This window comes from Pseudomonas zhanjiangensis (assembly GCF_041027545.1).
Taxonomy (GTDB): domain Bacteria; phylum Pseudomonadota; class Gammaproteobacteria; order Pseudomonadales; family Pseudomonadaceae; genus Aquipseudomonas; species Aquipseudomonas zhanjiangensis.
Genome location: NZ_JBFTEG010000010.1, coordinates 81,934 through 105,832, shown reverse-complemented (window position 1 = coordinate 105,832; position 23,899 = coordinate 81,934). Strand labels below are relative to the sequence as shown.

Below are 23,899 nucleotides of genomic sequence, written 5' to 3'. Positions count from 1 at the left end.
GGATGGATACCCTGATCGAGGTCTCCGGCCTCAGCAAGACCTTTACCCTGCATCAGCAGCACGGCGTGGTGCTGAACGTGCTGAGCGGGCTGAACTTCAGCGTGCGTGGCGGCGAGTGCCTGGTGCTCCACGGCCAGTCCGGGGCGGGCAAGTCGACCCTGCTGCGCACCCTCTACGGCAACTACCTGGCGGCCGGCGGCAGCATCCGCGTGCGCCACCGTGATGCCTGGGTCGAGCTGGTCGGGGCCGAGCCGCGCCAGGTGCTCGAGGTGCGCCGGCAGACGCTGGGCTACGTCAGCCAGTTCCTGCGGGTGATTCCGCGGGTCAGCACCCTGGATGTGGTGATGGGGCCGGCCCTGGCCCGTGGCTGGTGCCGGGCCGATGCCGAGGCGCGGGCCATGCGCCTGCTGAGCCGGCTGAACATCCCCGAGGCGCTCTGGCAGCTGGCGCCGGGGACCTTCTCCGGCGGCGAGCAGCAGCGGGTCAATATCGCCCGCGGCTTCATGGTCGAGTGGCCGCTGCTGCTGCTGGACGAGCCGACCGCCTCGCTGGACGAGGCCAACCGCCAGGTAGTGCTGGAGCTGATCGGCGAGGCCAAGGCCGCCGGCGCCGCCCTGATCGGCATCTTCCACGATCGCGCCGCCCGCGAGGCGGTGGCCGACCGTTACCTGGACATGAGTCCGCAAACTCAGCTCGACAAGGAGTTCGTCTATGCCGGTTGAACGCATTCTCAGCAACGCCCGGGTGGTCACCGCCGAGCGCGAGTTCCTCGGCACCCTGGTGCTGCGCGACGGTCTGATCGCCGCCGTGGAGGAGGGCAGCAGCCAGCTGCCGCAGGCCGAGGACCTGGGCGGCGACTACCTGCTGCCGGGGCTGATCGAGCTGCACACCGACAACCTGGAGAAGCACATGAGCCCGCGGCCGGGGGTCGACTGGCCGTCGGCCTCGGCGGTGCAGACCCATGACGCGCAGATCGTCGCCGCCGGCATCACCACAGTGTTCGACGCCCTGGCCATCGGCGACATCAACCCGCGCGGCAAGCGCATGCAACAGTTGCCGGCGATGCTCGAGGCCATCGCCGCCGCCGAGGCCGCCGGCCACACCCGCGCCGAGCACCGCCTGCACCTGCGCTGCGAGCTGTGCCACCCGGATGTGCTGGCGGTGTACCGCGACCTGGTCGAGCACCCGCTGGTACAGCTGGTGTCGGTGATGGACCACTCGCCGGGTCAGCGCCAGTTCGCCCAGGAGGCGAAATACCGCGAGTACTACATGGGCAAGTACCACCTGAGCGTGGTGGAGATGGACGCCTTCATCGCCGAGCAGCTGGACAACTCCCGCCAGTACAGCGATCGCCACCGCCGCGCCATAGTCGCCGACTGCCAGGCCCGCGGCCTGGCCCTGGCCAGTCACGACGACGCGACCATGGCCCACGTCGAGGAGTCGGCAGGCTTCGGCATGGCCATCGCCGAATTCCCCACCACCCTGGAAGCGGCCCGGGCCAGCCACGAGCGAGGGCTCAAGGTGCTGATGGGGGCGCCGAACATCGTTCGCGGCGGCTCCCACTCGGGTAATATCGCCGCCGCCGAACTGGCGCGCCACGGCGTGCTGGATATCCTTTCCAGCGACTATTATCCGGCCAGCCTGCTGCAGGCGGCGTTACTCGTGGCCGGCCAGGACAACGACTACGACCTGCCGCGCGCCATCGCCACGGTCAGCCGGGTGCCGGCGCGGGCGGCGGGGCTGGAAGACCGCGGCGAGATTCGCGTCGGCCTGCGTGCCGACCTGGTCCAGGCGCGGGTGCACCAGGGCCAGGCGCTGATTCGCCAGGTCTGGCGACAGGCAAACAGGGTGTTCTGATGAGTGGCAGCTTGATCTACCTGATGGGACCCTCCGGCTCGGGCAAGGACAGTCTGCTCGATGCCGCGCGCGAGCCATTGGCCGCGCGCGGCTGCCGCATCGCCCGGCGGGTGATCACCCGCTCGGCCGAGGCGGTCGGCGAGGACGCCCTGGCGCTGTCGCCGGCGCAGTTCGAGGCCGAGGAGCGCGCCGGCGCCTTCGCCATGAGCTGGCGCGCCAACGGCCTGGCCTACGGCATTCCCGGACAGATCGACGCCTGGCTGGCGGCCGGCGAGCATGTGCTGGTCAACGGCTCGCGCGGCTACCTGGCGCAGGCACGCCAGCGCTACCCGACGCTGCTGCCGGTGCTGCTGACGGTCGAGCTGGCGGTGCTGCGCCAGCGTCTGCTGGCCCGGGGCCGCGAGACCCTCGCCGAGGTCGAGGCGCGCCTGGCGCGCAATGCCCAGTTTGCCGGTGGCGCCGCGGTGCAGGACGAACGGCTACACCTGCTGGACAACTCCGGCGAACTGCAGCGCACCGTCGACAACCTGCTGGGCCTGATCGGGGGCCATGATCCATGCGCCTGACCCTGCTCGGCACTGGCGATGCCCGCCAGGTGCCGGTGTACAACTGCGACTGCGTGGCCTGCGCCTGCGCCCGGCTCCAGCCGCAGCGCCGCCGCGGTCCCTGTTGTGCGCTGATCGAGTGTGGCGCCCAGCGCTGGCTGATCGACAGCGGCCTGACCGACCTGGCCGAGCGCTTCGCGCCCCACAGCCTGTCCGGCATCCTGCAGACTCACTACCACGCCGACCACGCTCAGGGCCTGCTGCAGCTGCGCTGGGGCCAGGGTCTGGTCATCCCGGTGCATGGGCCGGCCGACCCCGAGGGCCTGGCCGACCTGTACAAGCATCCGGGGATCCTCGATTTCTCCCGGCCTTTCGCCGCCTTCGAGCGCCGTACTTTCGGCGAGCTGGCGGTGACCGCCTTGCCGCTCACCCACTCCAAGCCGACCTTCGGTTATTTGTTCGAAGGCCAGGGCAGGCGCCTGGCCTACCTGACCGACACGCTCGGCGTGCCGCCCGACACCGCCGCCCACCTGCAAGCGGGCGGGCCGCTGGACCTGCTGGTGCTGGACTGCTCGACCGCGCCGCAGCCACAGGCGCCGCGCAACCACAACGACCTGACCCGGGCGCTGCAGGTGATCGAGCAGCTGGCCCCGGCCGAGGCGGTGCTCACCCATATCGGGCACAGCTTCGACGCCTGGCTGCTCGATCACCCGGATGCACTGCCGGCCGGGGTCAGTCTGGCCTTCGATGGACGGGTGCTGTAAGGGCGGCGAGACGCTGCCGGTCAGTCCAACGGCAGCTCGGTGGTGCGCTTGACCTCGCTCATGGCGATGTTCGAATGCGCCTCCTGCACATGCGGGCGCTGCAGCAGGTGGTCGCGCAGGAAGCGCTCGTAGCCGGCGATGTCCTTGGCCACCACCTTGAGCAGGTAGTCCGAGCCGCCGGCCATGGTGTAGCACTCCAGCACCTCGGGATAGCCGACCACCGCCTGCTCGAATTCCTCCAGGTTGCTGCGGCCGTGGGCCGACAGCTTGATGTCGACGAACACCGTGATGCTGAAGCCGAGCCGCTTGTGGTTGAGCAGGGCGACCCTGCGTTCGATCAGGCCGTCTTCCTGCATGCGGTGAATCCGCCGCCAGCAGGGCGATTGTGACAACTCGACCTTCTCCGCCACCTCCGCCGCGGACAGTTCGGCGTTGTGTTGCAGCAGGCGCAAAATCTTGCGATCGATGGGGCTCAGCGAGTTTTGCATGAATGATTCCTGAATTTTGTTTTTATTGAATTAGTCATGCGAAATATTGCTGTTGCAGGTCGAAAAAAGAAAGAAAAAAGCGATACCGCTCAGTCATATTCTTGCTCAGTCGTTGCCCGCGGTGATCCCGCCGGCAACAGAACCGCGCAGGCATTAACCGGTGCCCGCGCAGCTCGCCATAAAAATAAAAGGAGCGCCCGCATGTCTCTGGCCGAGATCCGCCTGGATGACAAGTACCGCCTTGCTACAGGTCACCTGTACCTCACCGGCACCCAGGCGCTGACCCGCCTGCCGATGCTGCAGAAGCAGCGCGACACGGCCCACGGCCTGAATACCGCCTGCTTCATCTCCGGCTACCGCGGCTCGCCGCTGGGCAACCTGGACAAGAGCCTGTGGGAGGCCAAGTCCTTCCTCCAGGAGAATCACATCCACTTCCAGCCCGGGGTCAACGAGGAGTTGGCCGCTACCGCGGTGTGGGGCAGCCAGCAGACCAGCCTGTTCCCCGGCGCGCGCTACGACGGCGTGTTCTCCATGTGGTATGGCAAGGGCCCGGGCGTCGATCGCTGTGGCGACGTGTTCAAGCACGGCAACTCGGCCGGCGTCTCCGAGCACGGCGGCGTGCTGCTGCTGGCCGGCGACGACCATGGCTGCAAGTCCTCGAGCATCGCCAACCAGAGCGAACACGCCTTTATTGCCGCCTCGATTCCGGTGCTCAACCCGGCCAACGTTCAGGAAATCCTCGATTACGGCATCATCGGCTGGGAGCTGTCGCGCTACAGCGGTTGCTGGGTGGCGCTGAAGACCATCGCCGAGAACGTCGACTCCTCCGCCGTGGTCGACGTCGACCCGCTGCGGGTCGAGGTCAAGATTCCCAAGGACTTCGAACTGCCCGAAGATGGCGTGTACATCCGCTGGCCGGACCCACCCTTGGTCCAGGAGAAGCGCCTCAACACCTACAAGATCTACGCGGCCCGCGCCTTCGCCCGCGCCAACAACCTCAACCCGGTGATGCTCGATTCGCCCAACCCGCGCCTGGGCATCATCACCACCGGCAAGTCCTACCTGGACGTGCGCCAGGCCCTGGACGACCTCGGCCTGGACGAGGCACTGTGCGCCCAGGTCGGCCTGCGCGTGTTGAAGATCGGTATGAGCTGGCCGCTGGAGCCGGTCTCGGTGCACGAGTTCGCCGAGGGCCTGGACGAGATCCTGGTGGTCGAGGAAAAACGCAGCATCATCGAGGACCAGCTGACCGGCCAGCTGTACAACTGGCCGGTGGGCAAGCGCCCACGGGTGGTCGGCGAGTTCGACGAGGAGGGCAACTCGCTGCTGCCGAACCTGTCCGAGCTGACCCCGGCGATGATCGCCCGGGTGATCGCCAAGCGCCTGGCGCCGATCTACTCCAGCGCCAGCATCGAGGAGCGCCTGGCCTTCCTCGCGGCCAAGGAGGCGGCCCTGGCCGCGCCCAAGCACAGCACCGTGCGCACCCCGCATTTCTGCTCCGGCTGCCCGCACAATACCTCGACCAAGCTGCCCGAAGGCAGCCGCGCCCAGGGCGGCATCGGCTGCCACTACATGACCCAGTGGATGGACCGCAACACCGACACCTTCACCCAGATGGGCGGCGAGGGCGCCACCTGGATCGGCCAGGCGCCGTTCACCGACACCCCGCACATCTTCCAGAACCTCGGCGACGGCACCTACTTCCACTCCGGCCAGCTGGCCCTGCGCGCGGCCGTGGCCGCCGGGGTCAACATCACCTACAAGATCCTCTACAACGACGCCGTGGCCATGACCGGCGGCCAGCCGATCGACGGCGAACTGCGCGTCGACCAGCTCAGCCAGCAGGTGTTCGCCGAGGGGGTCAAGCGCATCGCCTTGGTCAGCGACGAGCCGGAGAAATACCCGACCCGCGAGACCTTCGCGCCCATCGTCAGCTTCCACCACCGCAGCGAGCTGGACGCGGTGCAGCGCGAGTTGCGCGAGTTCAAGGGCTGCTCGGTGATCATCTACGACCAGACCTGCGCCACCGAGAAGCGCCGCCGGCGCAAGCGCGGCAAGCTGGTCGACCCGCAGAAGCGTGCCTTCATCAACCCGGCGGTGTGCGAGGGCTGCGGCGATTGCAGTGTCAAGTCCAACTGCCTGTCGGTGCTGCCGCTGGAAACCGAACTGGGGCGCAAGCGCGAGATCGACCAGAATGCCTGCAACAAGGACTTCTCCTGCGTCGAGGGCTTCTGCCCGAGCTTCGTCACCGTGCACGGCGGCAGCCTGCGCAAGCCCGAGGCGGTGGGCAAGAACGCCCTGTTCGAGGCGCTGCCCGAGCCCAAGCAGCCGGATCTGGCGCGGCCGTGGAACATCCTCCTGCCGGGGGTTGGCGGCAGCGGCGTGACCACCGTCGGCGCGTTGCTGGGCATGGCCGCGCACCTGGAAGGCAAGGGCTGCAGCGTGCTCGACCAGGCCGGCCTGGCGCAGAAGTTCGGCCCGGTGGTGACCCACATCCGCGTCGCCGCCAAGCAGGACGACATCTACGCGGTGCGCATCGCCGCCGGCGAGACCGACCTGCTGCTCGGCTGCGACCTGGTGGTCTCGGCCAGCGAGGACGCCCTGGCCAAGCTCAATGACAAGATCGCCCATGCGGTGATCAACAGCCACGAGGCGGCCACCGCCGAGTTCACCCGCAACCCGGACGCCCAGGTGCCCGGCGCGGCCATGCGCGAGGCGCTGATCGAGGCGGTGGGCGCAGCCAAGACCCACTTCGTCGACGCCACCCGCCTGGCCACCCGCCTGCTCGGCGACAGCATCGCCAGCAACCTGTTCATGCTCGGTTTCGCCTATCAGAAGGGCCTGGTGCCGATCTCGGCCGAGGCCATCGACAAGGCCATCGAACTCAACGGCGTGGCCGTGGCGCTCAACCAGCAGGCCTTCCTCTGGGGGCGCCGCGCCGCCCATGACCTGGCGGCCGTGGAGAAGCTGGCCCAGCCGGCGGTGGTCGAGGCGCCGCGTTGCGAGAGCCTGGAGGAGATCGTCAAGGATCGCGTGGCGCGCCTGACCGCGTACCAGAGCGCCGGCTATGCCGAGCGCTACCGCGAACTGGTGCAGCGCGTGGCCCGCGCCGACCAGAACGCCGACCAGGCCCTGAGCAAGGCAGTGGCGCGCTACTACTTCAAGCTGCTGGCCTACAAGGACGAGTACGAGGTGGCCCGGCTGTACAGCGATGGCAGTTTCATCAAGCAGCTCGAGGCGCAGTTCCAGGGCGACTATCAGTTGCAGTTCCACCTGGCGCCGAGCTGGCTGAGCAAGCCTGATCCGCTCACCGGGGCGCCGCGCAAGCGCGTCTTCGGCCCCTGGATGCTCAAGGCCTTTGGCCTGCTGGCCAAGTTCAAGATCCTCCGTGGCACGCCGCTGGACCCGTTCGGCTACAGCGCCGAGCGCCGGCTGGAGCGCGAGCTGATCGAGGACTACGAGGCCGACGTCGCCTGCCTGCTCAACGAGCTCAACGCCGGCAACTACCGCAGCGCGGTGGCCCTGGCCGAGCTGCCGGAGCAGATCCGCGGCTACGGCCACGTCAAGGAGCAGGCGCTGGCCAAGGTGCGCGAGCAGCAGCGCCAGCTCAAGGCCCGCCTGCTGGTCAGCGAAATCCAGGCCGTGCAGCTGTTCGAACCGGCCGCCTGAGTCCTCCAACCCTTAGCCGAAACCCTCTCTCATCCGGGAGAGGGGCGATCCCCTACAACAAGAAACCCGAGGAACCCCCATGTCCGTGTTTTCCCACGTCGATTTCGATCACCACGAGCACGTCGTCTATGGCCACGACCAGGCATCCGGCCTGAAGGCCATCATCGCCATTCACGACACCAGCCTCGGTCCGGCCCTGGGTGGCTGCCGCATGTGGGCCTACGGCAACGACGACGAAGCGCTGCGCGACGTGCTGCGCCTGTCCCGCGGCATGAGCTACAAGTCGGCCCTGGCCAACCTGCCGCTCGGCGGCGGCAAGGCGGTGATCATCGGCAACCCGCACACCGGCAAGAGCGAGGCGTTGTTCCAGGCCATGGGCGATTTCGTCGACAGTCTCGGCGGGCGCTACATCACCGCCGCCGACTCCGGCACCGGCGTGGCCGAGATGCAGATCATGGCCGAACGTACCCGCCACGTGGCCGGCGCCGGTCAGCGCGAGGCCTTCGGCGGTGGCATGCGCAACGGCGACCCCTCGCCCTCGACCGCCTACGGGGTGTTCATCGGCCTGCAGGCGGCGGTCAAGCACCGCCTCGGTCGCGACGACCTGAAGGGCCTGAAGGTAGCGATCCAGGGCGTCGGCCAGGTCGGCTTCGGCCTGGCCCGCCAGCTCAAGGAGGCCGGCGCCGAGCTGTGGGTCACCGACATCGTCGAGGCCAACGTGCGCCGCGCGGTGGAGCAACTGGGCGCCACCGCGGTGGGCCAGAACGAGATCTACGGCCTGGACGTGGACGTGTTCGCCCCCTGCGCCATGGGCGCGATCATCAACCCGCACACCCTGGAGGCGCTGCGTGCGCCGGTGATCGCCGGCGCCGCTAACAACCAGCTGGCCGATGCCGAGCTGGCCGAGGAACTGCGCCGTCGCGGCTGCCTGTACGCCCCGGACTACGCGATCAACGCCGGCGGCATCATCGATGTCTGCTACGAACGCACCGGCGGCAGCACCGCCCAGCTCAAGGCGCATATCGAGGGCATAGGCGAGACCCTGACGCAGATCTTCCAGCGTGCCGAGCGCGAGGGGGCCACCACCACGGCCATCGCCGACCGCCTGGCCGAGGAGCGTCTGCGCGGCGCGCGCTGATTCGTAGGGTGGATGGCGCTGCACCCATCCACCCTAGGTGCGGATCCCGACTGACTTTTTCACAACAACAAGAGGGCAAGACCCAATGAGTCAAGACAGCATCGCCGTCGGCAGCATCGCCGGCGCGCCCAGCAGCAGTACCGCCCGTGGCCTGTGGTCGTCGCGCTGGGCGTTCTTCCTCGCCGCCACCGGCTCGGCCGTTGGCCTGGGCAACATCTGGAAGTTTCCCTACATCACCGGCGAGAACGGCGGCGGCGCCTTCGTGCTGGTCTATCTGGCGTGCATCCTGGTGATCGGCATTCCGCTGCTGATGACCGAGGTGATGATCGGCCGGCGTGGCCGGGCCAACCCGGAGGGCGCCATGGCGGCCATGGCCAAGGCTGCCGGCGCCAGCCGCCACTGGCGGCTGCTCGGCAGCGTGGCGATCTTCACCGGTTTCCTGATCCTCAGCTTCTACGCGGTGATCGCCGGCTGGGCGCTGGCCTACGCGCCGGCCGCGGCCCTGGGCGAGTTCGCCGGGCTGACCGGCGAGAGCAGCGGCGCGCTGTTCGGCGCCATGCTCGGTGACCCGGTGAAGCTGGCCGGCTTCGGTACCCTGGTGCTGCTGCTGACCCTGGGCATCGTCGCCCTGGGCGTGCGCGAGGGCCTGGAGCGCTCGCTGAGCTTGCTGATGCCGGGGCTGTTCGTGTTGCTGCTGGTGCTGGTCGGCTACGCGGCCACCACCGGCCATTTCGGCGAGGCGCTGCACTTTCTGTTCGACGCCGACTTCAGCAAGCTCAGCGGTCAGAGCGTGCTGGTGGCCCTGGGACATGCCTTCTTCACCCTCAGCCTGGCCAGCGGCGCGATGATGGCCTACGGCTCCTACCTGCCGGCCGGCACCTCGATCGCCAAGACCGCAATCATGGTCGCGGTGGCCGACACCGGCGTGGCGCTGCTGGCCGGCCTGGCGATCTTCCCGCTGGTGTTCGCCAACGGCCTCGAGCCGGGCGCCGGCCCCGGGCTGATCTTCGTCACCCTGCCGATCGCCTTCGGCCAGATGCCGTTCGGCCAGCTGATCGGCGTGCTGTTCTTCGTCATGCTGGCCATTGCCGCGCTGACCTCGGCGATCTCCCTGCTGGAACCGACCGTGGCCTGGCTCGGCGAGCGCTTCGCCATCGGTCGGCTCAAGGCGGTGCTGCTGACCGGGCTGGCGCTATGGCTGCTGAGCCTGGGCACTGTGCTGTCGTTCAACGCCTGGAGCGAATACACCCTGTTCGGCAAGACCTTCTTCGACAGCCTGGACTACCTGACCACCAATCTGCTGATGCCGCTCGGCGGCCTGGGCACGGTGCTGTTCACCGGCTGGGTGTTGAGTCGTGCCAGCGTGCAGGAGGCCCTGGGTATCGGCCAGCCACAGTTGTTCCAGCTGTGGTGGCAGGTGCTGCGTTGGGTCACCCCGCTGGGCATCCTGGTGGTCTTCCTGCACAGCATGGGCCTGTTCTGACAGCCGGATGGATAAGGTGTCCCCCCGCGCCGGTCTGGCGTAGGGGGAACAGCGCGCAGCCTGTCCACCATCGGTGGCCGGGCGCTGCGTCTCACTCCAGGGTCATAGCCAGGCTGACGCCGTGGGGCTTGAAGCCCAACTGTTCGTAGAAGCGGTGGGCCGCCTCGCGACTGCGGTTGCTCGACAACGCCAGCTTGTAGCAGCCCCAGGCACGGGCGCGTTCGGCGGCCCTGAGGGTCAGCGCCCGGCCGATGCCCAGGCTACGGGCGTCGGCGTCCACCACCACATCCTCGAGAAGGGCCGAGCGGGCGAAGTTGTGCGCCAGGTGCTCGATCAGGTGCAGGGTGCAGGTGCCCAGCAACTGACCGTCGCGCTCGGCCACCAGCACCACGCGGGTGTTGGGCAGTTCGTTCAGACGCAGGGCCAGCAAGGCCGGGTCGGCGCGTGGCTCGTCCTCGCCCAGTTGCTGCAGCAGGCCGGCTAGGGCCTTGGCATCGCCGGGACTGGCGGCGCGGACGCTGAAGCGGGTGAACGGCGAATCGGGCAGGGCGTCGGTGGCTGATGGCGTCATGCGGATCTCCTCGCGAATTGGCTGGCAGTATGGCGATGATCTGATGGCAGCGGCATGACAAATCCGCTCGTGCTGGGTAACATGCCGCCCGGCCGTCGCAATCGCTCGGACGGTTCGATTCGGTCCCCTTAGTTCAATGGATAGAATAAGCCCCTCCTAAGGGCTAGATACTGGTTCGACTCCAGTAGGGGACGCCATCATTCTGCTGCCAAGTGCCGCGCAGTCGCTTGGACATCCACGACCAACCCCGCCTTGAGCGGGGTTTTTCGATTCTGGCGCCTTTATTCGGTTCAGCGGCGGTGCCACTGATTGCTCTGAAGGCCTGTCTGTTGCCCGCCGCTCGCTGGCGGGTCTTCCTCTTTCCTGCCTGCCTCCGGGCGCTGCGCTGCGGGTGCCCTGGCGTCGGGCGTCAACCGTCTGCCGGCGTCTGCCAGGTACGACGAGCGGTAAGCTCGTAGAACTCTCCTATAGTTACTAAGACCCGCCCGCCGCCAAGGCGCAGTGTTCGTGCACGCCGATGAATCGCCATCGGGCCCTGTACAGACGCCGGAAGCGCGTTGCAGTCGCAGCTCGATCGCGGGGCTGCGGGGCGTTTCTGCAATTCATCGGACTCATCCAGATGATTGCCGTGCGCATCAACAACGTGAGGATTCCCATGGAACATGCACTGAGTTTTGCAACCTGGTTCTGGCTGATCGTGCCAATGGGCGGCATCGTTCTGCTGTCGCTGGTTACCTACCTGATGGGCAAGTAAGGAGCGACAGCCATGAACATGAGTACGCCTACCCTAGTGACCTTCGTCGTCTATCTGATCGGCATGCTGATCATCGGTTTCGCGGCCTATCGGCTTACCGACGACCTGTCCGACTACGTGCTTGGCGGACGCCGCCTCGGCCCCGGCGTGGCGGCGCTCAGCGCCGGTGCCTCGGACATGAGCGGCTGGCTGCTGCTGGGCCTGCCCGGCGCCATGTATGCCTCGGGCATGAACCAGGTCTGGATCGCCGTGGGCCTGACGATCGGCGCCTACCTGAACTGGCAGTTCGTCGCCCGCCGACTGCGCGTCTACACCGAGGTGGCCCGCGACGCGATCACCGTGCCCGACTACCTCGAGAACCGCTTCCATGACAGCAGCAAGGTGCTGCGGATGCTCTCGGCGGTGGTGATTCTGCTGTTCTTCACCTTCTACACCTCGTCCGGCATGGTGGCCGGCGCGACCCTGTTCGAGAAGAGTTTCGGCATGGAGTACGGCACCGCGCTCTGGGTCGGCGCCATCGTCATCATTTCCTACACCTTCCTCGGCGGCTTTCTGGCGGTGTGCTGGACCGACTTCGTCCAGGGCCTGCTGATGTTTCTCGCCCTGCTCATGGTGCCGATCGCGGTGATCGCGGCCGATGGCGGCTGGAGCAATACCGTGGCGGAGGTGGCGGCGGTCGATCCCGCCCGTCTCGACATCTTCCACGAGATGACCTTGTTCGGCATCGTCTCGCTGATGGCCTGGGGCCTGGGCTATTTCGGCCAGCCCCATATCGTCGTGCGCTTCATGGGTTTGCGCCGCTCGAGCGACATGCCCACGGCCAAGCTGATCGGCATGACCTGGATGGTGCTGGCGCTGTACGGCGCGATCTTCACCGGCTTCGCCGGCATCGCCTACTTCGCCGAACAGCCGCTGGCCAACGCCGAGACGGTGTTCATCAGCCTGTCGCAGCTGCTGTTCAACCCCTGGGTGGCGGGCGTGCTGTTGGCGGCGATCCTGTCGGCGATCATGAGCACCATCGACTCGCAGCTGCTGGTGTCGTCCAGTGCGCTGACCGAGGACTTCTACAAGGCCATGATCCGGCCCAATGCCAGCCAGAAGGAACTGGTGTGGATCGGCCGTGGCACGGTCATCCTGATAGCGCTGATCGCCGTGCTGATGGCACGTGACCCCGACAGCACGGTACTCGGCCTGGTGTCCTACGCCTGGGGCGGATTCGGCGCCGCGTTCGGGCCGGTCATCATCCTGTCACTGTTCTGGAAACGCATGACCCGTAATGGCGCCATCGCCGGCATGATCGTCGGCGCCCTGACGGTGATCCTGTGGAAGCAGGTCGAAGGCGGCATGTTCGACATGTACGAGATCCTGCCCGGCTTCATCCTCTGCGCGCTCACGGTGGTCGGGGTCAGCCTTATGAGCACGCCGCCAACCGCGGCGGTCCAGGACGAGTTCGACGCCTTCGAGAAGACCCTTCACCAGTAATAGCGCTGTCACCACTGCGCGCACCTGCCCTGAGCACCGGCCGACACTAAGGCCGGGGGCAGGTGTCCGCCCCAGACTTCCGGCGAGGACGAGACAATGAGCTCCGAGACTCCCCCCCAGCTAACCGATGCACTGCGCCGCGAGATCGACGCCCACTATCGTGCTGACGAAACCCGCTGCGTTACGGCGCTACTGGCCCAGCTCGATCTGTCGTCCGAGGCCCAGTCGCGTATCCAGGCCACGGCCACCCGTCTGGTCGAGGGGGTACGTGCCAAATCCAAGGGCGGCATCGATGCCTTTCTCCACCAGTACGGTCTGTCGACCCAGGAAGGGGTGATGCTGATGTGCATCGCCGAGGCGCTGCTGCGCATCCCCGACGACGCCACCCAGGAAGCGCTGATCCGCGACAAGATGTCGGCCGCCAACTGGGACGCTCACCTGGGGCGCAGCGACTCGGTGTTCGTCAATGCCTCGACCTGGGCCCTGATGCTGACCGGTCGTGTGGTCGGCTTGCGCGGGGTCAAGGGGCAGACGCCGGGGGCGGTGCTGCGCCGGTTGGTCGCCCGGGTCGGCGAGCCGATGATTCGCGAGGCGGTGAATCAGGCGATGCGCATCATGGGCAAGCAGTTCGTCATGGGCCGCACCATCGACGAGGCGCTGGAGCGTGCCAAGCCGTTCGAGCGCAAGGGCTACAGCTATTCCTATGACATGCTGGGCGAAGCCGCGCGGACCATGGCCGACGCCGATCGCTTCTTCGAGTCCTATCGCAGTGCGATTGCCGCCATCGGTCGCGTCTCCGGGGGCAAGGGCATTTATGCCGGGCCGGGCATCTCGGTCAAGCTGTCGGCGCTGCACCCGCGCTACGAACTGTGGCAGGAACAGCGGGTGATGGACGAGCTGGTGCCGCGCATGCACGCCCTGGCGCTCGAGGCCGCCCGGCTCGACATCGGCCTCAATATCGATGCCGAGGAGGCTGCGCGGCTGGACATCTCCCTCGACGTCATCGAGGCGATCTCCGCTTCCGAGGATCTCAAGGGCTGGGACGGCTTCGGCGTTGTGGTGCAGGCCTACCAGAAGCGCGCGCCCTTCGTCATCGACTGGCTCGCCGACATGGCGCGTCGCCACGGTCGCCGGCTGATGGTGCGCCTGGTCAAGGGCGCCTACTGGGACGCCGAGATCAAGCTGTCGCAGGAGCTGGCGCTGCCCGGCTATCCGGTCTACACGCGCAAGATGAACACCGACGTCGCCTACCTGGCCTGCGCGCGCAAGCTGCTGGCCAACCGCGACGTCTTCTACCCGCAGTTCGCCACCCACAATGCCCACTCCATCGCCTCGGTACTCGAGTACGCCGGGGACAGGGGCGGCTTCGAGTTCCAGCGCCTGCACGGCATGGGCGAGGAGCTCTACGAGGGGGTGGTCGAGGACAAGCGCATCGGCATGCCGTGCCGTATCTACGCGCCGGTCGGCGGGCACGAAGACCTGCTGGCCTATCTAGTGCGCCGGTTGCTGGAGAATGGCGCCAACAGTTCCTTCGTCAATCGTATCCAGGACGAGTCGCTGCCGGTCGAGGCGATCATCGCCGATCCGGTCGCCCAGGTGCAGGCGCTGTCCTACATTCCCCATCCGCAGATTCCGCAGCCGCGCGACCTCTATGGCCCGGGGCGGACGAACTTCGCCGGGCGCGATCTGTTCGATCGCGCGACCCTGAGCGAGCTGTCCGCCGCCATGGCCGCGGCGGAAAAGGACGGTTGGCGCGCCGGCCCCATAGTCGATGGCCAGGAGCGCGCGGGCGACACCCGGGATGTACCGAGCCCGGCCGATCGCAGCCGTGTCGTCGGCCAGGCGGCAGAGGCCACGGCCGAGGATATCGAACAGGCGCTGGCCAGTGCCCAGCGCCATGCTGGCGACTGGGCCGCCACGCCGGTCGCCGAACGGGCGGCGGCCCTGCGCCGTCTCGCCGACCTGATGGAGGAGGAGACGCCGCAATTGATGGCCATCGCCGTGCGCGAGGCCGGCAAGACGCTCGCCGATGCCCTCGCCGAAGTGCGCGAGGCGGTGGATTTCTGCCGCTACTATGCGCAGCGCGCCGAGCACGACTTCGGCCAGCCGCTGCGCCTGCGCCTGCCGGCCGGAGCTGGCCAGGAGGCCCGCCGGCATGGCGGCGGGGTGTTCTGTTGCATCAGTCCGTGGAACTTCCCGCTGGCGATCTTCACGGGCCAGATCACCGCCGCCTTGGCCGCCGGCAACGCGGTGGTGGCCAAGCCCGCCGAGCAGACGCCGCTGATCGCCGCCGCCGGGGTGCGCCTGATGCACCGCGCCGGCATTCCCGCTGGCGTGCTGCACCTGTTGCCCGGCGACGGGGCCCGGGTCGGTGGCGCACTGGTCGCCGATGGGCGAGTGACTGGCGTGTGCTTCACCGGTTCGACCGAGGTGGCCCAGCTGATCAATCGCACCCTGGCGCGGCGTGACGGCGCGCTCTGTCCGCTGATCGCCGAGACCGGCGGGCTCAATGCGATGATCGTCGACTCCAGCGCGCTGCCCGAACAGGTCGCGCGCGATGTGGTCATGTCGGCGTTCCAGAGCGCCGGCCAGCGTTGCTCGGCGTTGCGCGTGCTGTTCGTGCAGGAGGACGTCGCCGACAAGATGCTGAAGATGATCTGCGGCGCCATGGAGGAGCTCAACGTCGGCGACCCGGCGCAGCTGTCGACGGATGTCGGTCCGGTCATCGACGAGGAGGCCAAGGGCCTGCTCGACAAGCACATCAAGCGCATGCGCGGCGAGGCCAAGCTGCTCAAGCAGGTCAAGCCGGGGCCAAGCAGCGGCAGGGGCAGTTTCGTCGGCCCCGTGGCCTTCGAGCTCGACGGCCTGTCGCGCTTGAAGCGCGAGGTGTTCGGTCCGGTGTTGCACGTTATCCGCTTCCCCGGTGAGCAGATCGGCAAGGTGGTCGAGAGCATCAACGCGACCGGCTACGGGCTGACCCACGGTATCCACACCCGCGTCGACGAAACCCGCGACTTCATCCTCGACCGGGTGCGCGCGGGCAATGCCTATGTCAACCGCAACCAGATCGGCGCGGTCGTCGGCGTCCAGCCCTTCGGCGGCGAAGGCCTGTCCGGCACCGGTCCGAAGGCGGGCGGCCCGCATTACTTGCAGCGCTTCGCCAGCGAGGTGATGGTGGGCGCCGCGGCGCCGGCTACCGCTGCTTCCGGCAGCGAGGCGGCGACCATGGCCGGCGTGTCGCGCGAGTGTCTCGGGCGTGCGCTCGAGGAGGCAAGAGCGGCGGCGCCGGCCTGGTCGGCGCTGGCGGTCGCCGAGCGCGCCGAGCTGTTGGAGAAGGCGGCGGCGGCGATCGAGGCTTCGCTGCAGCGGCTGCGCATTCACGATCCGGACGGCGAGCAGGGCGTCGGTCGCGCCGCCGAGGCACTGCGTTTCTACGCCGCCCAGGCGGAGGCGGAGTTGGCCGATCCCACCGCGCTACCCGGGCCTACCGGCGAGCGCAACGAGCTGAGGTTGCCGCCGCGCGGTCTGGTTGCCTGTCTGGCGACTGCCGGCGACGGCTTTGCCGCGCTCGCCGCCGAATGCGCGGCGGCGCTGGCTGCCGGTAATTGCGTGGTGCTGTGGTACGAGGTCGATACAGTCGCGGCCGAGCTGCAGAGCCTGCTGCTGGGCGCCGGGTTGCCGAAGGGCGCACTGGGTGTGCTGACCAGCGGCGACGATGCGACGCTCAAGGAGCTGGTCGAGGACGCCCGCGTCGATGCAGTCGCCCTCGCCGGGCCGCCTGCATTGGTGAAGGCGCTCAATCGCGTGCTCGCCGAATGCGACGGGGCGATCCGACCACTGATCCCCTACGCGCTGGATGGACACGCAGGCGGCGCGCCGGGATGCCCGCTCGCGGGTAGCCCGACCTATCTGCATCGCTTCGTGCTGGAGCGTGCGGTGAGCATCGATACCACCGCTTCGGGTGGCAACGCCTCGCTGTTCACCATGGAGTAGTCGCAGACCTGGCGTCCATAGCGCTTCATATGGCCTTCGTCGCCAGGTCTGTTTCTCGCTATTGGCAGAAACCAGCGGCGCTTCTGGCAATTGCCGGCTGCTGCGAATCCCCAGAGCGGCTGTTCGGCGACCCGCCAGTGGAGGGCATAGAGCAGGGGTGACTCGCCCAGGTGGCACATGACGGTGGTGCGCCGCAGCTTGTCGCGGACGATGCCGGGCATCCCACGGGGTCAGCTTGGGCAGGCAGTTCGAGGTCCTTGCCCTGGGCCTGCAGGCCGCCGCGGTGAACAGGTCGTCGGAAGAGGTTGCAAGTAGGTATGGCGCCGCCTGGATGCCGCCGATGAGGAAACCGACTGGCCACCCCGTTGGGCGGCAGGCAGCCACTGAGTGGTCGCTATGGCTGGCAAGCGTGTCATGTCGCCCTCAGTCAGGCTAGGCTAGCGACCTATCCGGGTCGTAGAGATGAATGCCATGTCCAACGAGATCCCGAGTGCCTTCAGCGACGCGCCCCTGTCTGCTGTCGAGGCCCGTATTCTTGGCTGCCTGATCGAGAAGCAGGCGACCACGCCCGAGGCTTACCCCCTGACCTTGAACGCCCTGGTATTGGCCTGTAATCAGAAGACCAGCCGGGAGCCTCTGATGAACCTCAACCCCGGCCAGGTCGGCCAGGCATCGCGGAGCCTGGAGGGTCGTGGTCTGGCGAGACTGGTGATGGGCAGCCGGGCCGATCGCTGGGAGCAGCGCGCGGACAAGGCGCTGGAACTGGTGGCGGCGCAGGTGGTATTGCTCGGCTTGCTGCTATTGCGTGGGCCGCAGACGGTCAATGAGCTGTTCACCCGCAGCAGCCGCATGCACGAGTTCGAGGATGCCGACCAGGTGCAGCACCACCTGGAGCGCCTGATCACTCGCGGCCTGGCCTGCCTGTTGCCGCGCCAGGCCGGCCAGCGTGAAGACCGTTACATGCATCTGTTGGGTGAGCCGGCCGATCTTCAGGCCCTGCTCGAAGCGCGCGCGGGCGAGAGTGAGCGGGTGCCGGCCGGTGGCGACTACCAGAACCGCCTGGAGGCCCTGGAGGCGCGCGTCACCGAGCTTGAGGCGCGCCTGGCAAGGCTGGAATAAGCATTGCGCTAACGCATCGAGTGAACCAGAAGATACTGAGCAGGCCCCCGTCGATTGCTTGAGCGCATCGACAGGGGATGCATATGTTGTCCGCTTCCGCCGTGTGGATACGGCATTTGCATTATTCAAGGAAATGAATCGATGGGGATTGCTAACTCAATTGCCCTGCAGGCGCTGTTGCGTGGGGTCGATGAAGTCGAATGCGTGACGCCGGATCTCAACGGCGTGCCGCGGGGCAAGGTGATGAGCGCCGCGGGCTTCGTCGAGGGGCGCCGTTTGCAACTCGCCCGTGGTGTGCTGCTGCAATGCATCATGGGCGGCTACCCTCCGCCCCGCTTCTATGGCAGCGACGACGGCGACCTGGCGTTGAATGCCGAGCCGAGCCAGATTCACCGGCTGCCCTGGAGCGACAGCCCGCGGGTGTTGGCCATCTGTGATGCCGACGAACTGGATGGGCGCGGCTCCGGCCTGTCCACCCGGACATTGCTCAAGCGGGTGGTGGCGCGCTATGCCGAACAGGGTCTGCAGCCGGTGGTGGCGACCGAGTTGGAGTTCTTCGTGTTCGCGCCGAACCCCGACCCGCAGCAGCCGTTCCAGCCGGCCCCGGGGCTGGACGGTCGCCGGGAGGCGGGTGGCAGTGCCTTCAGCGTCAGTTCCAACAACGGTCTGCGACCGTTTTTCAACGAGGTCTATCGCTGCATGGCGGCCCTCGACTTGCCGCGCGACACCTTTATGCACGAGATGGGCGTCAGTCAGTTCGAGATCAACCTGCTGCATGGCGATCCTGTTCTGCTGGCCGATCAGACGTTCCTGTTCAAACACCTGCTCAAGGAGGTGGCGCTCAAGCACGGATTGATCGCGGTTTGCATGGCCAAGCCCCTGGCCCATGCCCCTGGCAGCTCCATGCATCTGCATCAGAGTGTGGTCGAGCAGGGCAGTGGACAGAATATCTTCACCCTGGCGGATGGTCAGGCGAGCCCGGCCTTCTATCATTTCATTGGCGGCCAGCAGGCGCTGCTGGCGGATCTGACGCTACTGTTCGCGCCGCACGTCAACTCCTACCAGCGTCTGTTCCACCCCTTCGCCTCGCCGAACAATGTCTGCTGGTCGGCCGACAATCGCGCCGCAGGCCTGCGTATTCCGGCCAGTTCGCCGGTGGCGCGGCGGGTCGAGAATCGTCTGCCCGGGGCCGACGCCAATCCCTATCTGGTGCTGGCTGCTAGCCTGGCGGCGGGGCTGTATGGTATCGAGAGTCAGCGGCAACCGAGCGCGCCCTTGCAGGGCGAGTTCGAGGTGCCAAAAGAATTGGCCTTGCCATGTACCATGCATGCCGCCTTGCAGCGTCTCAAGCACAGCTCGTTGGCGGCGCAGTTGTTCGGCGACGAGTTCATCGAAGGCTACATTGCGACCAAGACCATGGAACTGGCCAATTTCTTCGACGAGATCACCCCCTGGGAGCGGCGAAATCTGGCAACCCAGGCCTAAAGCCTTCGCGACCGGGTCAGCAGACTGACTCGACGCAATCGATCATGGAGTCGCAGGAGACCGATGCGCGTTATCTGGAAGTCATTTCGTTCACTTTACTTCGCCACCTTGCTGATGCTGCTCGGTTCGGGCCTGCTCAGCACCTACCTGGCGTTGCGCCTGGCCGATCGGGTGGATGGGCTGTGGGTCGGCGCCTTGATGGCGGCCAACTACCTGGGCCTGGTCCTGGGAGGTAAAAAGGGCCACCGGCTGATCGCCCGGGTCGGGCATATTCGCGCCTATGTCGCCTGCGCCGGCGTGATTACCGCGGCGGTGCTTGTGCATGGCTTGACCGACTGGCTGCCTGCCTGGCTGTTTCTGCGCTTTGTGGTCGGCCTGGGCATGATGTGCCAGTACATGGTGATCGAGAGCTGGCTCAATGAGCAGGCAGATACCAGCCAGCGCGGCCTGGTATTCGGCGGCTACATGGCAGCGGCGTATCTGGGGCTGATTCTCGGCCAGTTGGTGCTGGTGGTGCATCCGGCGTTGGGGCCGGAGTTGCTGATGCTGGTGGCGTTGTGCTTCGCCCTGTGTCTGGTGCCCGTTGCGCTTACCCGTAAGCTGCACCCGGCGCCCTTGCACCCGGCGCCGCTGGAGATACGCTTTTTTATCAAGCGAGTCCCCTTGTCGTTGACCACCATTGCCGCGGCCGGCCTGGTTATCGGCGCCTTCTATGGTTTGGCGCCGCTGTACGCGACGCGCTTGGGCATGCCTACCGAGCAGGTGGGTCTGTTTATGGGCTGCTGCATTCTCGCCGGGCTGGTGGTGCAGTGGCCGCTCGGCTGGCTGTCTGACCGGCGCGACCGGGTGTTGCTGATTCGTGGCTGCGCCGCGCTCATGGCGCTGACGGCGCTACCCTTGGCGCTGATGCCCGAGGCACCGTTGATCATGCTCTTCGGTGTCGGCTTCGTCGTCAGTCTGCTGCAGTTCAGCCTGTATCCGCTGGCGGTGGCATTGGCCAATGACCATGTCGAAGGCGAGCGGCGCGTGTCGCTGACAGCCATGCTGCTGGTCACCTATGGCGTCGGTGCCAGCGTAGGCCCGCTGTTGGCCGGTGTGCTGATGCGCTTTTGGGGCCCTAACATGCTCTACGCCTTCGTTTGTGCCTGCGGCTTGCTCCTGGTGTGGCGAGTGAGTCCGAAGAAGGTCACCCACCTGCACCAGGTCGAGGATGCGCCCCTGCATCACATCCCCATGCCCGACAGCACTACCAGTTCGCCGCTGGCCGCGGCGCTCGATCCGCGGGTCGATGAGCAGGTCGTGCATGATCAGATGCATGATCCGGTGGTGGAGGCGGATATGCAGATGGCTGGCGGGGCAGACGCGCCCTCTGTCGACCAGGCTCCCCGATCTTGAGTCCACTGCTCAGCGTCATCGTGCCGGTGCGTAACGAAGCCCATGTGCTGCCGGCGCTGCTGGACGATCTGGCGGCGCTGCGCCTGGCCGGCGCCGAGCTGATCGTGGTCGACGGCGGCAGTGATGACGCCAGTTGTGCGTTGGCGTCGGCGCGAGCCGACCTTGTGCTTGAAAGCCCGGCAGGGCGCGCACGGCAGATGAATGCCGGAGCGGCAGTCGCCCGAGGCGACTACCTCTGGTTCGTGCATGCCGACACCCGGATCAGCGCCGGGGCCGTCCAGCGCTTGCTCGATGCGTTGCAGGCGCGGCCCCTGTGGGGGCGTTTCGATGTCCGTTTATCCGGTCGTGGCCTGGCCTTGCGCCTGATCGGTACGATGATCAGCCTGCGCTCCCGACTGACGGGCGTGGCTTCTGGGGATCAGGGGATCTTTGTCGCCCGTGAGGCGTTCAGGGCGCTGAACGGCTACGCGGATATAGACTTGATGGAGGATCTGGAACTCAGTCGCCGCCTGAAGCAGCTGGTGCGACCGGTCTGCCTGCGGCCGCCGCTGGAAACCTCGAGTCGGCGCTGGGAAGAACGCGGTGTTTGGCGTACCGTAGTACTGATGTGGCGCCTGCGGTTGGCCTACTACTGTGGCGCCAGCCCGAGTCGCTTGGCGCGCGAGTACCATCGAGGATCACGACCATGAGTCTGTCGATTTCCTTGCACCTGCTGGCACGTTCTCCCGTGCCGGGCCGCGTAAAAACCCGCCTGATTCCAGTCCTGGGCGAGGAGGGGGCCTGCGACCTGCAGCGTGCCCTGCTGGAAAGAGCCCTGCAGCTGCCCGACTCGGGCTTCAGTCAGCGTTTCCTTTGGCTCGACGACAGCCCCGACGCGGGCCTGCAAGCATTGGCCGGCGACTTGGGTTGGACACTGGTCGAGCAGCCGGCCGGCGACCTGGGCGAGCGCATGCGGCGAATCGCGGTATTGGGATTGGCGGAAAGCGATGCCGTGGTGCTGATCGGCAATGATTGTCCGGCGCTGGACTCGGAGTATCTCGGCAGTGCTTGCGCGGCGCTGCATGATCAGCCAGTGGTGCTGGGGCCGGCCGAAGATGGGGGCTACGTCTTGCTCGGTCTGCGCCGAGTCGACCCGCTGCTGTTCCATGCCATGCCCTGGGGCACCGACAGGGTGCTGGCGATGACCCGGGATCGACTGCAGCAGCTGGACTGGGATCATCGGCTATTGCCGACACTCTGGGATGTCGACCGCCCGGAAGATCTACCGCGTCTGGAGGCGTTGGGTATCCAGGTCATGGTGTAGTGCGCCGGCCTCGCTGTTTTCATCCTTGCCCGGCTTGCTGGCTGGCCCGTCCAAGCGCCTGCCGCTGCATTTGGTTATCGGCAGCGGGCCCTGATTGCGCCTAGAAAAGACCATCACTCTCGAAGCGGCGTGCTTCACGCTGCAGCTGGTAGACAAAGCGCTCAACCTGTCGCTGTACCAGGCCGCTCATGCGGTAGAAGCGCACACCTGCGACGGTGACGTCGAGCTTTTCCTCATACTGCAGGTAGCGCAACTCGACCGCGGTGGTCATCGCGCCGAAAGGCAGTTGTGCGGTAAAGCTTTCGTATACCTGGCCGGTTTTCAGGCCGCGCGTGGCATCACCACTCAGGCGCAGTTTGCAGCCGGTCGCCGAGATGTCCAGCAATTGGCCCGGCAGTGGGCTGCTCAATTTGTCGCCGGCCAGCTCGACCTTGACCTGGTCCGATTGCTTGAGTGGTGCCCGGAAGGCATTGCGCCGCTGATGGTAATGGACTTCCTCGGGCATGGGGCAGATGTAGCAGCGTGCGCCCTGATATTCGGAAATCGCCACGGGTTGCCGGCATTGCCATGCAACGCGTACACCTTCGTGGAACGCCTCGATGTTGAATAGCTCACCATTGTTGAGGAAGCGTTCGGCGTCGTTGGGGATCATTTCATCCAGAACCAGCTGGTTCTTGTCCCGGTCGGCCTCGATCACGTAGCTCTGAAAGCGCTGATTGCGGCCTTCGAATGTAATGATCAGGGGGTCGTGGTTCTGTTGCAGCTGACGCAGGTTGGCGACAATTTCCACGGGTGCTTTCAACACCTTGGGTGGTTGTGGGCCATCGTCCTCGATAAAGGGATTGGACACGGTCCAGAACTCTCCGAGCAATTACTGTGGCACTAGAATACCGGCATTTTGCCGGTACTGCCCCTGTGCCTTTTATAGGTATCAGGCCTGGCTGAGCGGGCGCTGTTGGCCGATTCTAGCGGTAGCGCCGCGGCTGTCATAGAGGTTCGGGGCGTCGCCGCCTCTTAGAATGCCGAGCATGCTGCGAGTCGAGGTCTGACTGGCGCGGATGAGGCGGCCATTGCGCAGGTTGCCGGCCTGGCATTGTTCGAGCAGTGCAGACAGCGCCTCGCTACAGGCGAGCAGTTCGTCACCGCGACTGGAGCGTGCGGCCAGGGTGCGCAAGCCACTGTTGTCGGCGGTCAGTTGCAGGCTGGCGAGCAGTTGGCTGCGTACCTTGCCATGTTCGTCCAGTTTGGCGAGAAGGGGCTGCTTGTCGGCAAGAATGGCCTGCAGTCGGGCCAGGTCGCGCTCACCGAGTGCCTGAAATTCATGCTCGATCAGCTCAAGCAATTGCTCGGCGTTGCCGATATCGTCGGTGAAAAGCTCTAGCAGGGTCGTGTCGTGCATCGCGGGCTCTTGGGGGTAGCAGGCCGGTCAACGCTACTGCGCTCTTGGCGGCCTGTCAGGCGTCCAACACCCCCAGCGCTGCCCTGAGGTTAGCGCTGGGATTCGAATTCGAGCAGTTTGCTGGCAACGCGCTGGCTGTCGACCTGGTAGCTGCCATCGGCAATCGCCTGTTTGAGCTGGGCGACGCGCTCTTTGTTGACGCTGGGCAGGTCGCCAAGCTTTTCGCCCAGTTTCTGCAACTGTTGCGCCTCGCGGCTGAGCTCTACCGATTCGCCGCTCTTGCTCGCTTGTGCGGCAGGGGCGGGCGTGGCGGCAGCTTGCTTCTGGGCGTTGGATTCATTGACGTTACCCGACTGGGTGCTCCCAGTCCGGCCCGTACTGCCAGGCGTGGCGGCATTGTTCGGCCGGTTGAAGTCGATGACCATGATGTGAAACCTCGAGCAGTGTTTGGACG

At 66.6% G+C, this 23,899-nt stretch carries 19 protein-coding genes and 1 tRNA gene; 15 read left to right on the top strand and 5 right to left on the bottom strand.

The window, feature by feature from the left end:
- The first annotated feature begins 2 nt into the window (after positions 1–2).
- The 4 genes from phnL to phnP are packed head-to-tail and all read left to right on the top strand — an operon-like array spanning position 3 to position 3,166.
- Positions 3–722, top strand: a complete 720-nt coding sequence (gene phnL / locus AB5S05_RS13665) for a phosphonate C-P lyase system protein PhnL (RefSeq protein WP_369288078.1) — start codon at positions 3–5, stop codon at positions 720–722.
- Positions 712–1,857, top strand: a complete 1,146-nt coding sequence (locus AB5S05_RS13660; protein WP_369288077.1) for an alpha-D-ribose 1-methylphosphonate 5-triphosphate diphosphatase — start codon at positions 712–714, stop codon at positions 1,855–1,857. Before phnL ends, AB5S05_RS13660 begins: the two co-directional genes overlap by 11 nt.
- Positions 1,857–2,423 carry a phosphonate metabolism protein/1,5-bisphosphokinase (PRPP-forming) PhnN gene (phnN, locus tag AB5S05_RS13655; RefSeq protein WP_369288076.1) on the top strand — a complete coding sequence of 189 codons (567 nt, stop codon included), beginning with the start codon at positions 1,857–1,859 and terminating at the stop codon, positions 2,421–2,423. The genes AB5S05_RS13660 and phnN overlap by 1 nt, the downstream gene beginning before the upstream one ends.
- Positions 2,414–3,166, top strand: coding sequence for a phosphonate metabolism protein PhnP (gene phnP / locus AB5S05_RS13650; RefSeq protein WP_369288075.1), 753 nt, complete (start codon positions 2,414–2,416; stop codon positions 3,164–3,166). The genes phnN and phnP overlap by 10 nt, the downstream gene beginning before the upstream one ends.
- A gap of 20 nt (positions 3,167–3,186) precedes the next feature.
- Here phnP and AB5S05_RS13645 read toward each other — a convergent pair whose 3' ends face one another.
- Positions 3,187–3,654 (bottom strand): Lrp/AsnC family transcriptional regulator, encoded by a 468-nt coding sequence (locus tag AB5S05_RS13645; RefSeq protein ID WP_369288074.1) that lies wholly within the window; start codon positions 3,652–3,654, stop codon positions 3,187–3,189.
- Between the two features lie 201 nt (positions 3,655–3,855).
- Between AB5S05_RS13645 and AB5S05_RS13640 the strand changes: the two genes are divergently transcribed.
- From AB5S05_RS13640 to AB5S05_RS13630, 3 genes are all read left to right on the top strand, one after another.
- On the top strand, positions 3,856–7,323 hold the full coding sequence (locus tag AB5S05_RS13640; RefSeq protein ID WP_369288073.1) for an indolepyruvate ferredoxin oxidoreductase family protein: 3,468 nt from the start codon (positions 3,856–3,858) through the stop codon (positions 7,321–7,323).
- A 79-nt stretch (positions 7,324–7,402) separates the two neighbouring features.
- Positions 7,403–8,461, top strand: a complete 1,059-nt coding sequence (locus tag AB5S05_RS13635) for a Leu/Phe/Val dehydrogenase (RefSeq protein ID WP_369288072.1) — start codon at positions 7,403–7,405, stop codon at positions 8,459–8,461.
- An 85-nt stretch (positions 8,462–8,546) separates the two neighbouring features.
- Positions 8,547–9,944 (top strand): sodium-dependent transporter, encoded by a 1,398-nt coding sequence (locus AB5S05_RS13630; protein ID WP_369288071.1) that lies wholly within the window; start codon positions 8,547–8,549, stop codon positions 9,942–9,944.
- A 91-nt stretch (positions 9,945–10,035) separates the two neighbouring features.
- Here the strand turns inward: AB5S05_RS13630 and AB5S05_RS13625 are convergent, their stop codons facing one another.
- Positions 10,036–10,515 carry a GNAT family N-acetyltransferase gene (locus AB5S05_RS13625; protein ID WP_369288070.1) on the bottom strand — a complete coding sequence of 160 codons (480 nt, stop codon included), beginning with the start codon at positions 10,513–10,515 and terminating at the stop codon, positions 10,036–10,038.
- 122 nt (positions 10,516–10,637) lie between these two features.
- Between AB5S05_RS13625 and AB5S05_RS13620 the strand changes: the two genes are divergently transcribed.
- The 8 genes from AB5S05_RS13620 (at position 10,638) to AB5S05_RS13585 (ending at position 22,046) form a co-directional block, all read left to right on the top strand.
- Positions 10,638–10,712 (top strand) — tRNA-Arg (locus AB5S05_RS13620).
- A 569-nt stretch (positions 10,713–11,281) separates the two neighbouring features.
- Positions 11,282–12,751 carry a sodium/proline symporter PutP gene (gene putP, locus AB5S05_RS13615; protein ID WP_369288069.1) on the top strand — a complete coding sequence of 490 codons (1,470 nt, stop codon included), beginning with the start codon at positions 11,282–11,284 and terminating at the stop codon, positions 12,749–12,751.
- 96 nt (positions 12,752–12,847) lie between these two features.
- A complete protein-coding gene (putA, locus tag AB5S05_RS13610; RefSeq protein WP_369288068.1) occupies positions 12,848–16,744 on the top strand; it encodes a bifunctional proline dehydrogenase/L-glutamate gamma-semialdehyde dehydrogenase PutA in 3,897 nt (1,298 codons plus the stop codon).
- Between the two features lie 471 nt (positions 16,745–17,215).
- Positions 17,216–17,863: a YceH family protein gene (locus AB5S05_RS13605; protein WP_369288067.1), complete on the top strand. Its 648-nt coding sequence runs from the start codon at positions 17,216–17,218 to the stop codon at positions 17,861–17,863.
- A gap of 243 nt (positions 17,864–18,106) precedes the next feature.
- Entirely contained in the window at positions 18,107–19,348 is a 1,242-nt protein-coding gene (locus AB5S05_RS13600; protein WP_369288153.1) for a glutamine synthetase family protein, read from the top strand.
- Positions 19,349–19,411: 63 nt separating this feature from the next.
- On the top strand, positions 19,412–20,743 hold the full coding sequence (locus AB5S05_RS13595) for an MFS transporter (RefSeq protein ID WP_369288066.1): 1,332 nt from the start codon (positions 19,412–19,414) through the stop codon (positions 20,741–20,743).
- Positions 20,740–21,432 carry a TIGR04283 family arsenosugar biosynthesis glycosyltransferase gene (locus AB5S05_RS13590; RefSeq protein WP_369288065.1) on the top strand — a complete coding sequence of 231 codons (693 nt, stop codon included), beginning with the start codon at positions 20,740–20,742 and terminating at the stop codon, positions 21,430–21,432. The genes AB5S05_RS13595 and AB5S05_RS13590 overlap by 4 nt, the downstream gene beginning before the upstream one ends.
- The gene (locus tag AB5S05_RS13585) at positions 21,429–22,046 is read left to right on the top strand and encodes a TIGR04282 family arsenosugar biosynthesis glycosyltransferase (protein ID WP_369288064.1); all 618 of its coding nucleotides are present in this window, start codon (positions 21,429–21,431) and stop codon (positions 22,044–22,046) included. The genes AB5S05_RS13590 and AB5S05_RS13585 overlap by 4 nt, the downstream gene beginning before the upstream one ends.
- Before the next feature lie 100 nt (positions 22,047–22,146).
- On the opposite strand, the gene AB5S05_RS13580 is transcribed toward AB5S05_RS13585, so the two are convergent.
- The 3 genes from AB5S05_RS13580 to flgM form a co-directional block, all read right to left on the bottom strand.
- A complete protein-coding gene (locus tag AB5S05_RS13580) occupies positions 22,147–22,896 on the bottom strand; it encodes a flagellar brake protein (RefSeq protein ID WP_369288063.1) in 750 nt (249 codons plus the stop codon).
- Between the two features lie 81 nt (positions 22,897–22,977).
- Entirely contained in the window at positions 22,978–23,445 is a 468-nt protein-coding gene (locus AB5S05_RS13575) for a flagella synthesis protein FlgN (protein ID WP_369288062.1), read from the bottom strand.
- An 89-nt stretch (positions 23,446–23,534) separates the two neighbouring features.
- Positions 23,535–23,870, bottom strand: coding sequence for a flagellar biosynthesis anti-sigma factor FlgM (gene flgM / locus AB5S05_RS13570; protein ID WP_369288061.1), 336 nt, complete (start codon positions 23,868–23,870; stop codon positions 23,535–23,537).
- Positions 23,871–23,899: the final 29 nt, after the last annotated feature.

Bases quoted from the DNA above. Each gene is read 5' to 3' on its own strand.
- phnL (WP_369288078.1), top strand. From the start codon at position 3: ATGGATACCCTGATCGAGGTCTCCGGCCTCAGCAAGACCTTTACCCTG.
- AB5S05_RS13660 (WP_369288077.1), top strand. From the start codon at position 712: ATGCCGGTTGAACGCATTCTCAGCAACGCCCGGGTGGTCACCGCCGAG.
- phnN (WP_369288076.1), top strand. From the start codon at position 1,857: ATGAGTGGCAGCTTGATCTACCTGATGGGACCCTCCGGCTCGGGCAAG.
- phnP (WP_369288075.1), top strand. From the start codon at position 2,414: ATGCGCCTGACCCTGCTCGGCACTGGCGATGCCCGCCAGGTGCCGGTG.
- AB5S05_RS13645 (WP_369288074.1), bottom strand. From the start codon at position 3,654: ATGCAAAACTCGCTGAGCCCCATCGATCGCAAGATTTTGCGCCTGCTG.
- AB5S05_RS13640 (WP_369288073.1), top strand. From the start codon at position 3,856: ATGTCTCTGGCCGAGATCCGCCTGGATGACAAGTACCGCCTTGCTACA.
- AB5S05_RS13635 (WP_369288072.1), top strand. From the start codon at position 7,403: ATGTCCGTGTTTTCCCACGTCGATTTCGATCACCACGAGCACGTCGTC.
- AB5S05_RS13630 (WP_369288071.1), top strand. From the start codon at position 8,547: ATGAGTCAAGACAGCATCGCCGTCGGCAGCATCGCCGGCGCGCCCAGC.
- AB5S05_RS13625 (WP_369288070.1), bottom strand. From the start codon at position 10,515: ATGACGCCATCAGCCACCGACGCCCTGCCCGATTCGCCGTTCACCCGC.
- putP (WP_369288069.1), top strand. From the start codon at position 11,282: ATGAACATGAGTACGCCTACCCTAGTGACCTTCGTCGTCTATCTGATC.
- putA (WP_369288068.1), top strand. From the start codon at position 12,848: ATGAGCTCCGAGACTCCCCCCCAGCTAACCGATGCACTGCGCCGCGAG.
- AB5S05_RS13605 (WP_369288067.1), top strand. From the start codon at position 17,216: ATGTCCAACGAGATCCCGAGTGCCTTCAGCGACGCGCCCCTGTCTGCT.
- AB5S05_RS13600 (WP_369288153.1), top strand. From the start codon at position 18,107: ATGAGCGCCGCGGGCTTCGTCGAGGGGCGCCGTTTGCAACTCGCCCGT.
- AB5S05_RS13595 (WP_369288066.1), top strand. From the start codon at position 19,412: ATGCGCGTTATCTGGAAGTCATTTCGTTCACTTTACTTCGCCACCTTG.
- AB5S05_RS13585 (WP_369288064.1), top strand. From the start codon at position 21,429: ATGAGTCTGTCGATTTCCTTGCACCTGCTGGCACGTTCTCCCGTGCCG.
- AB5S05_RS13575 (WP_369288062.1), bottom strand. From the start codon at position 23,445: ATGCACGACACGACCCTGCTAGAGCTTTTCACCGACGATATCGGCAAC.
- flgM (WP_369288061.1), bottom strand. From the start codon at position 23,870: ATGGTCATCGACTTCAACCGGCCGAACAATGCCGCCACGCCTGGCAGT.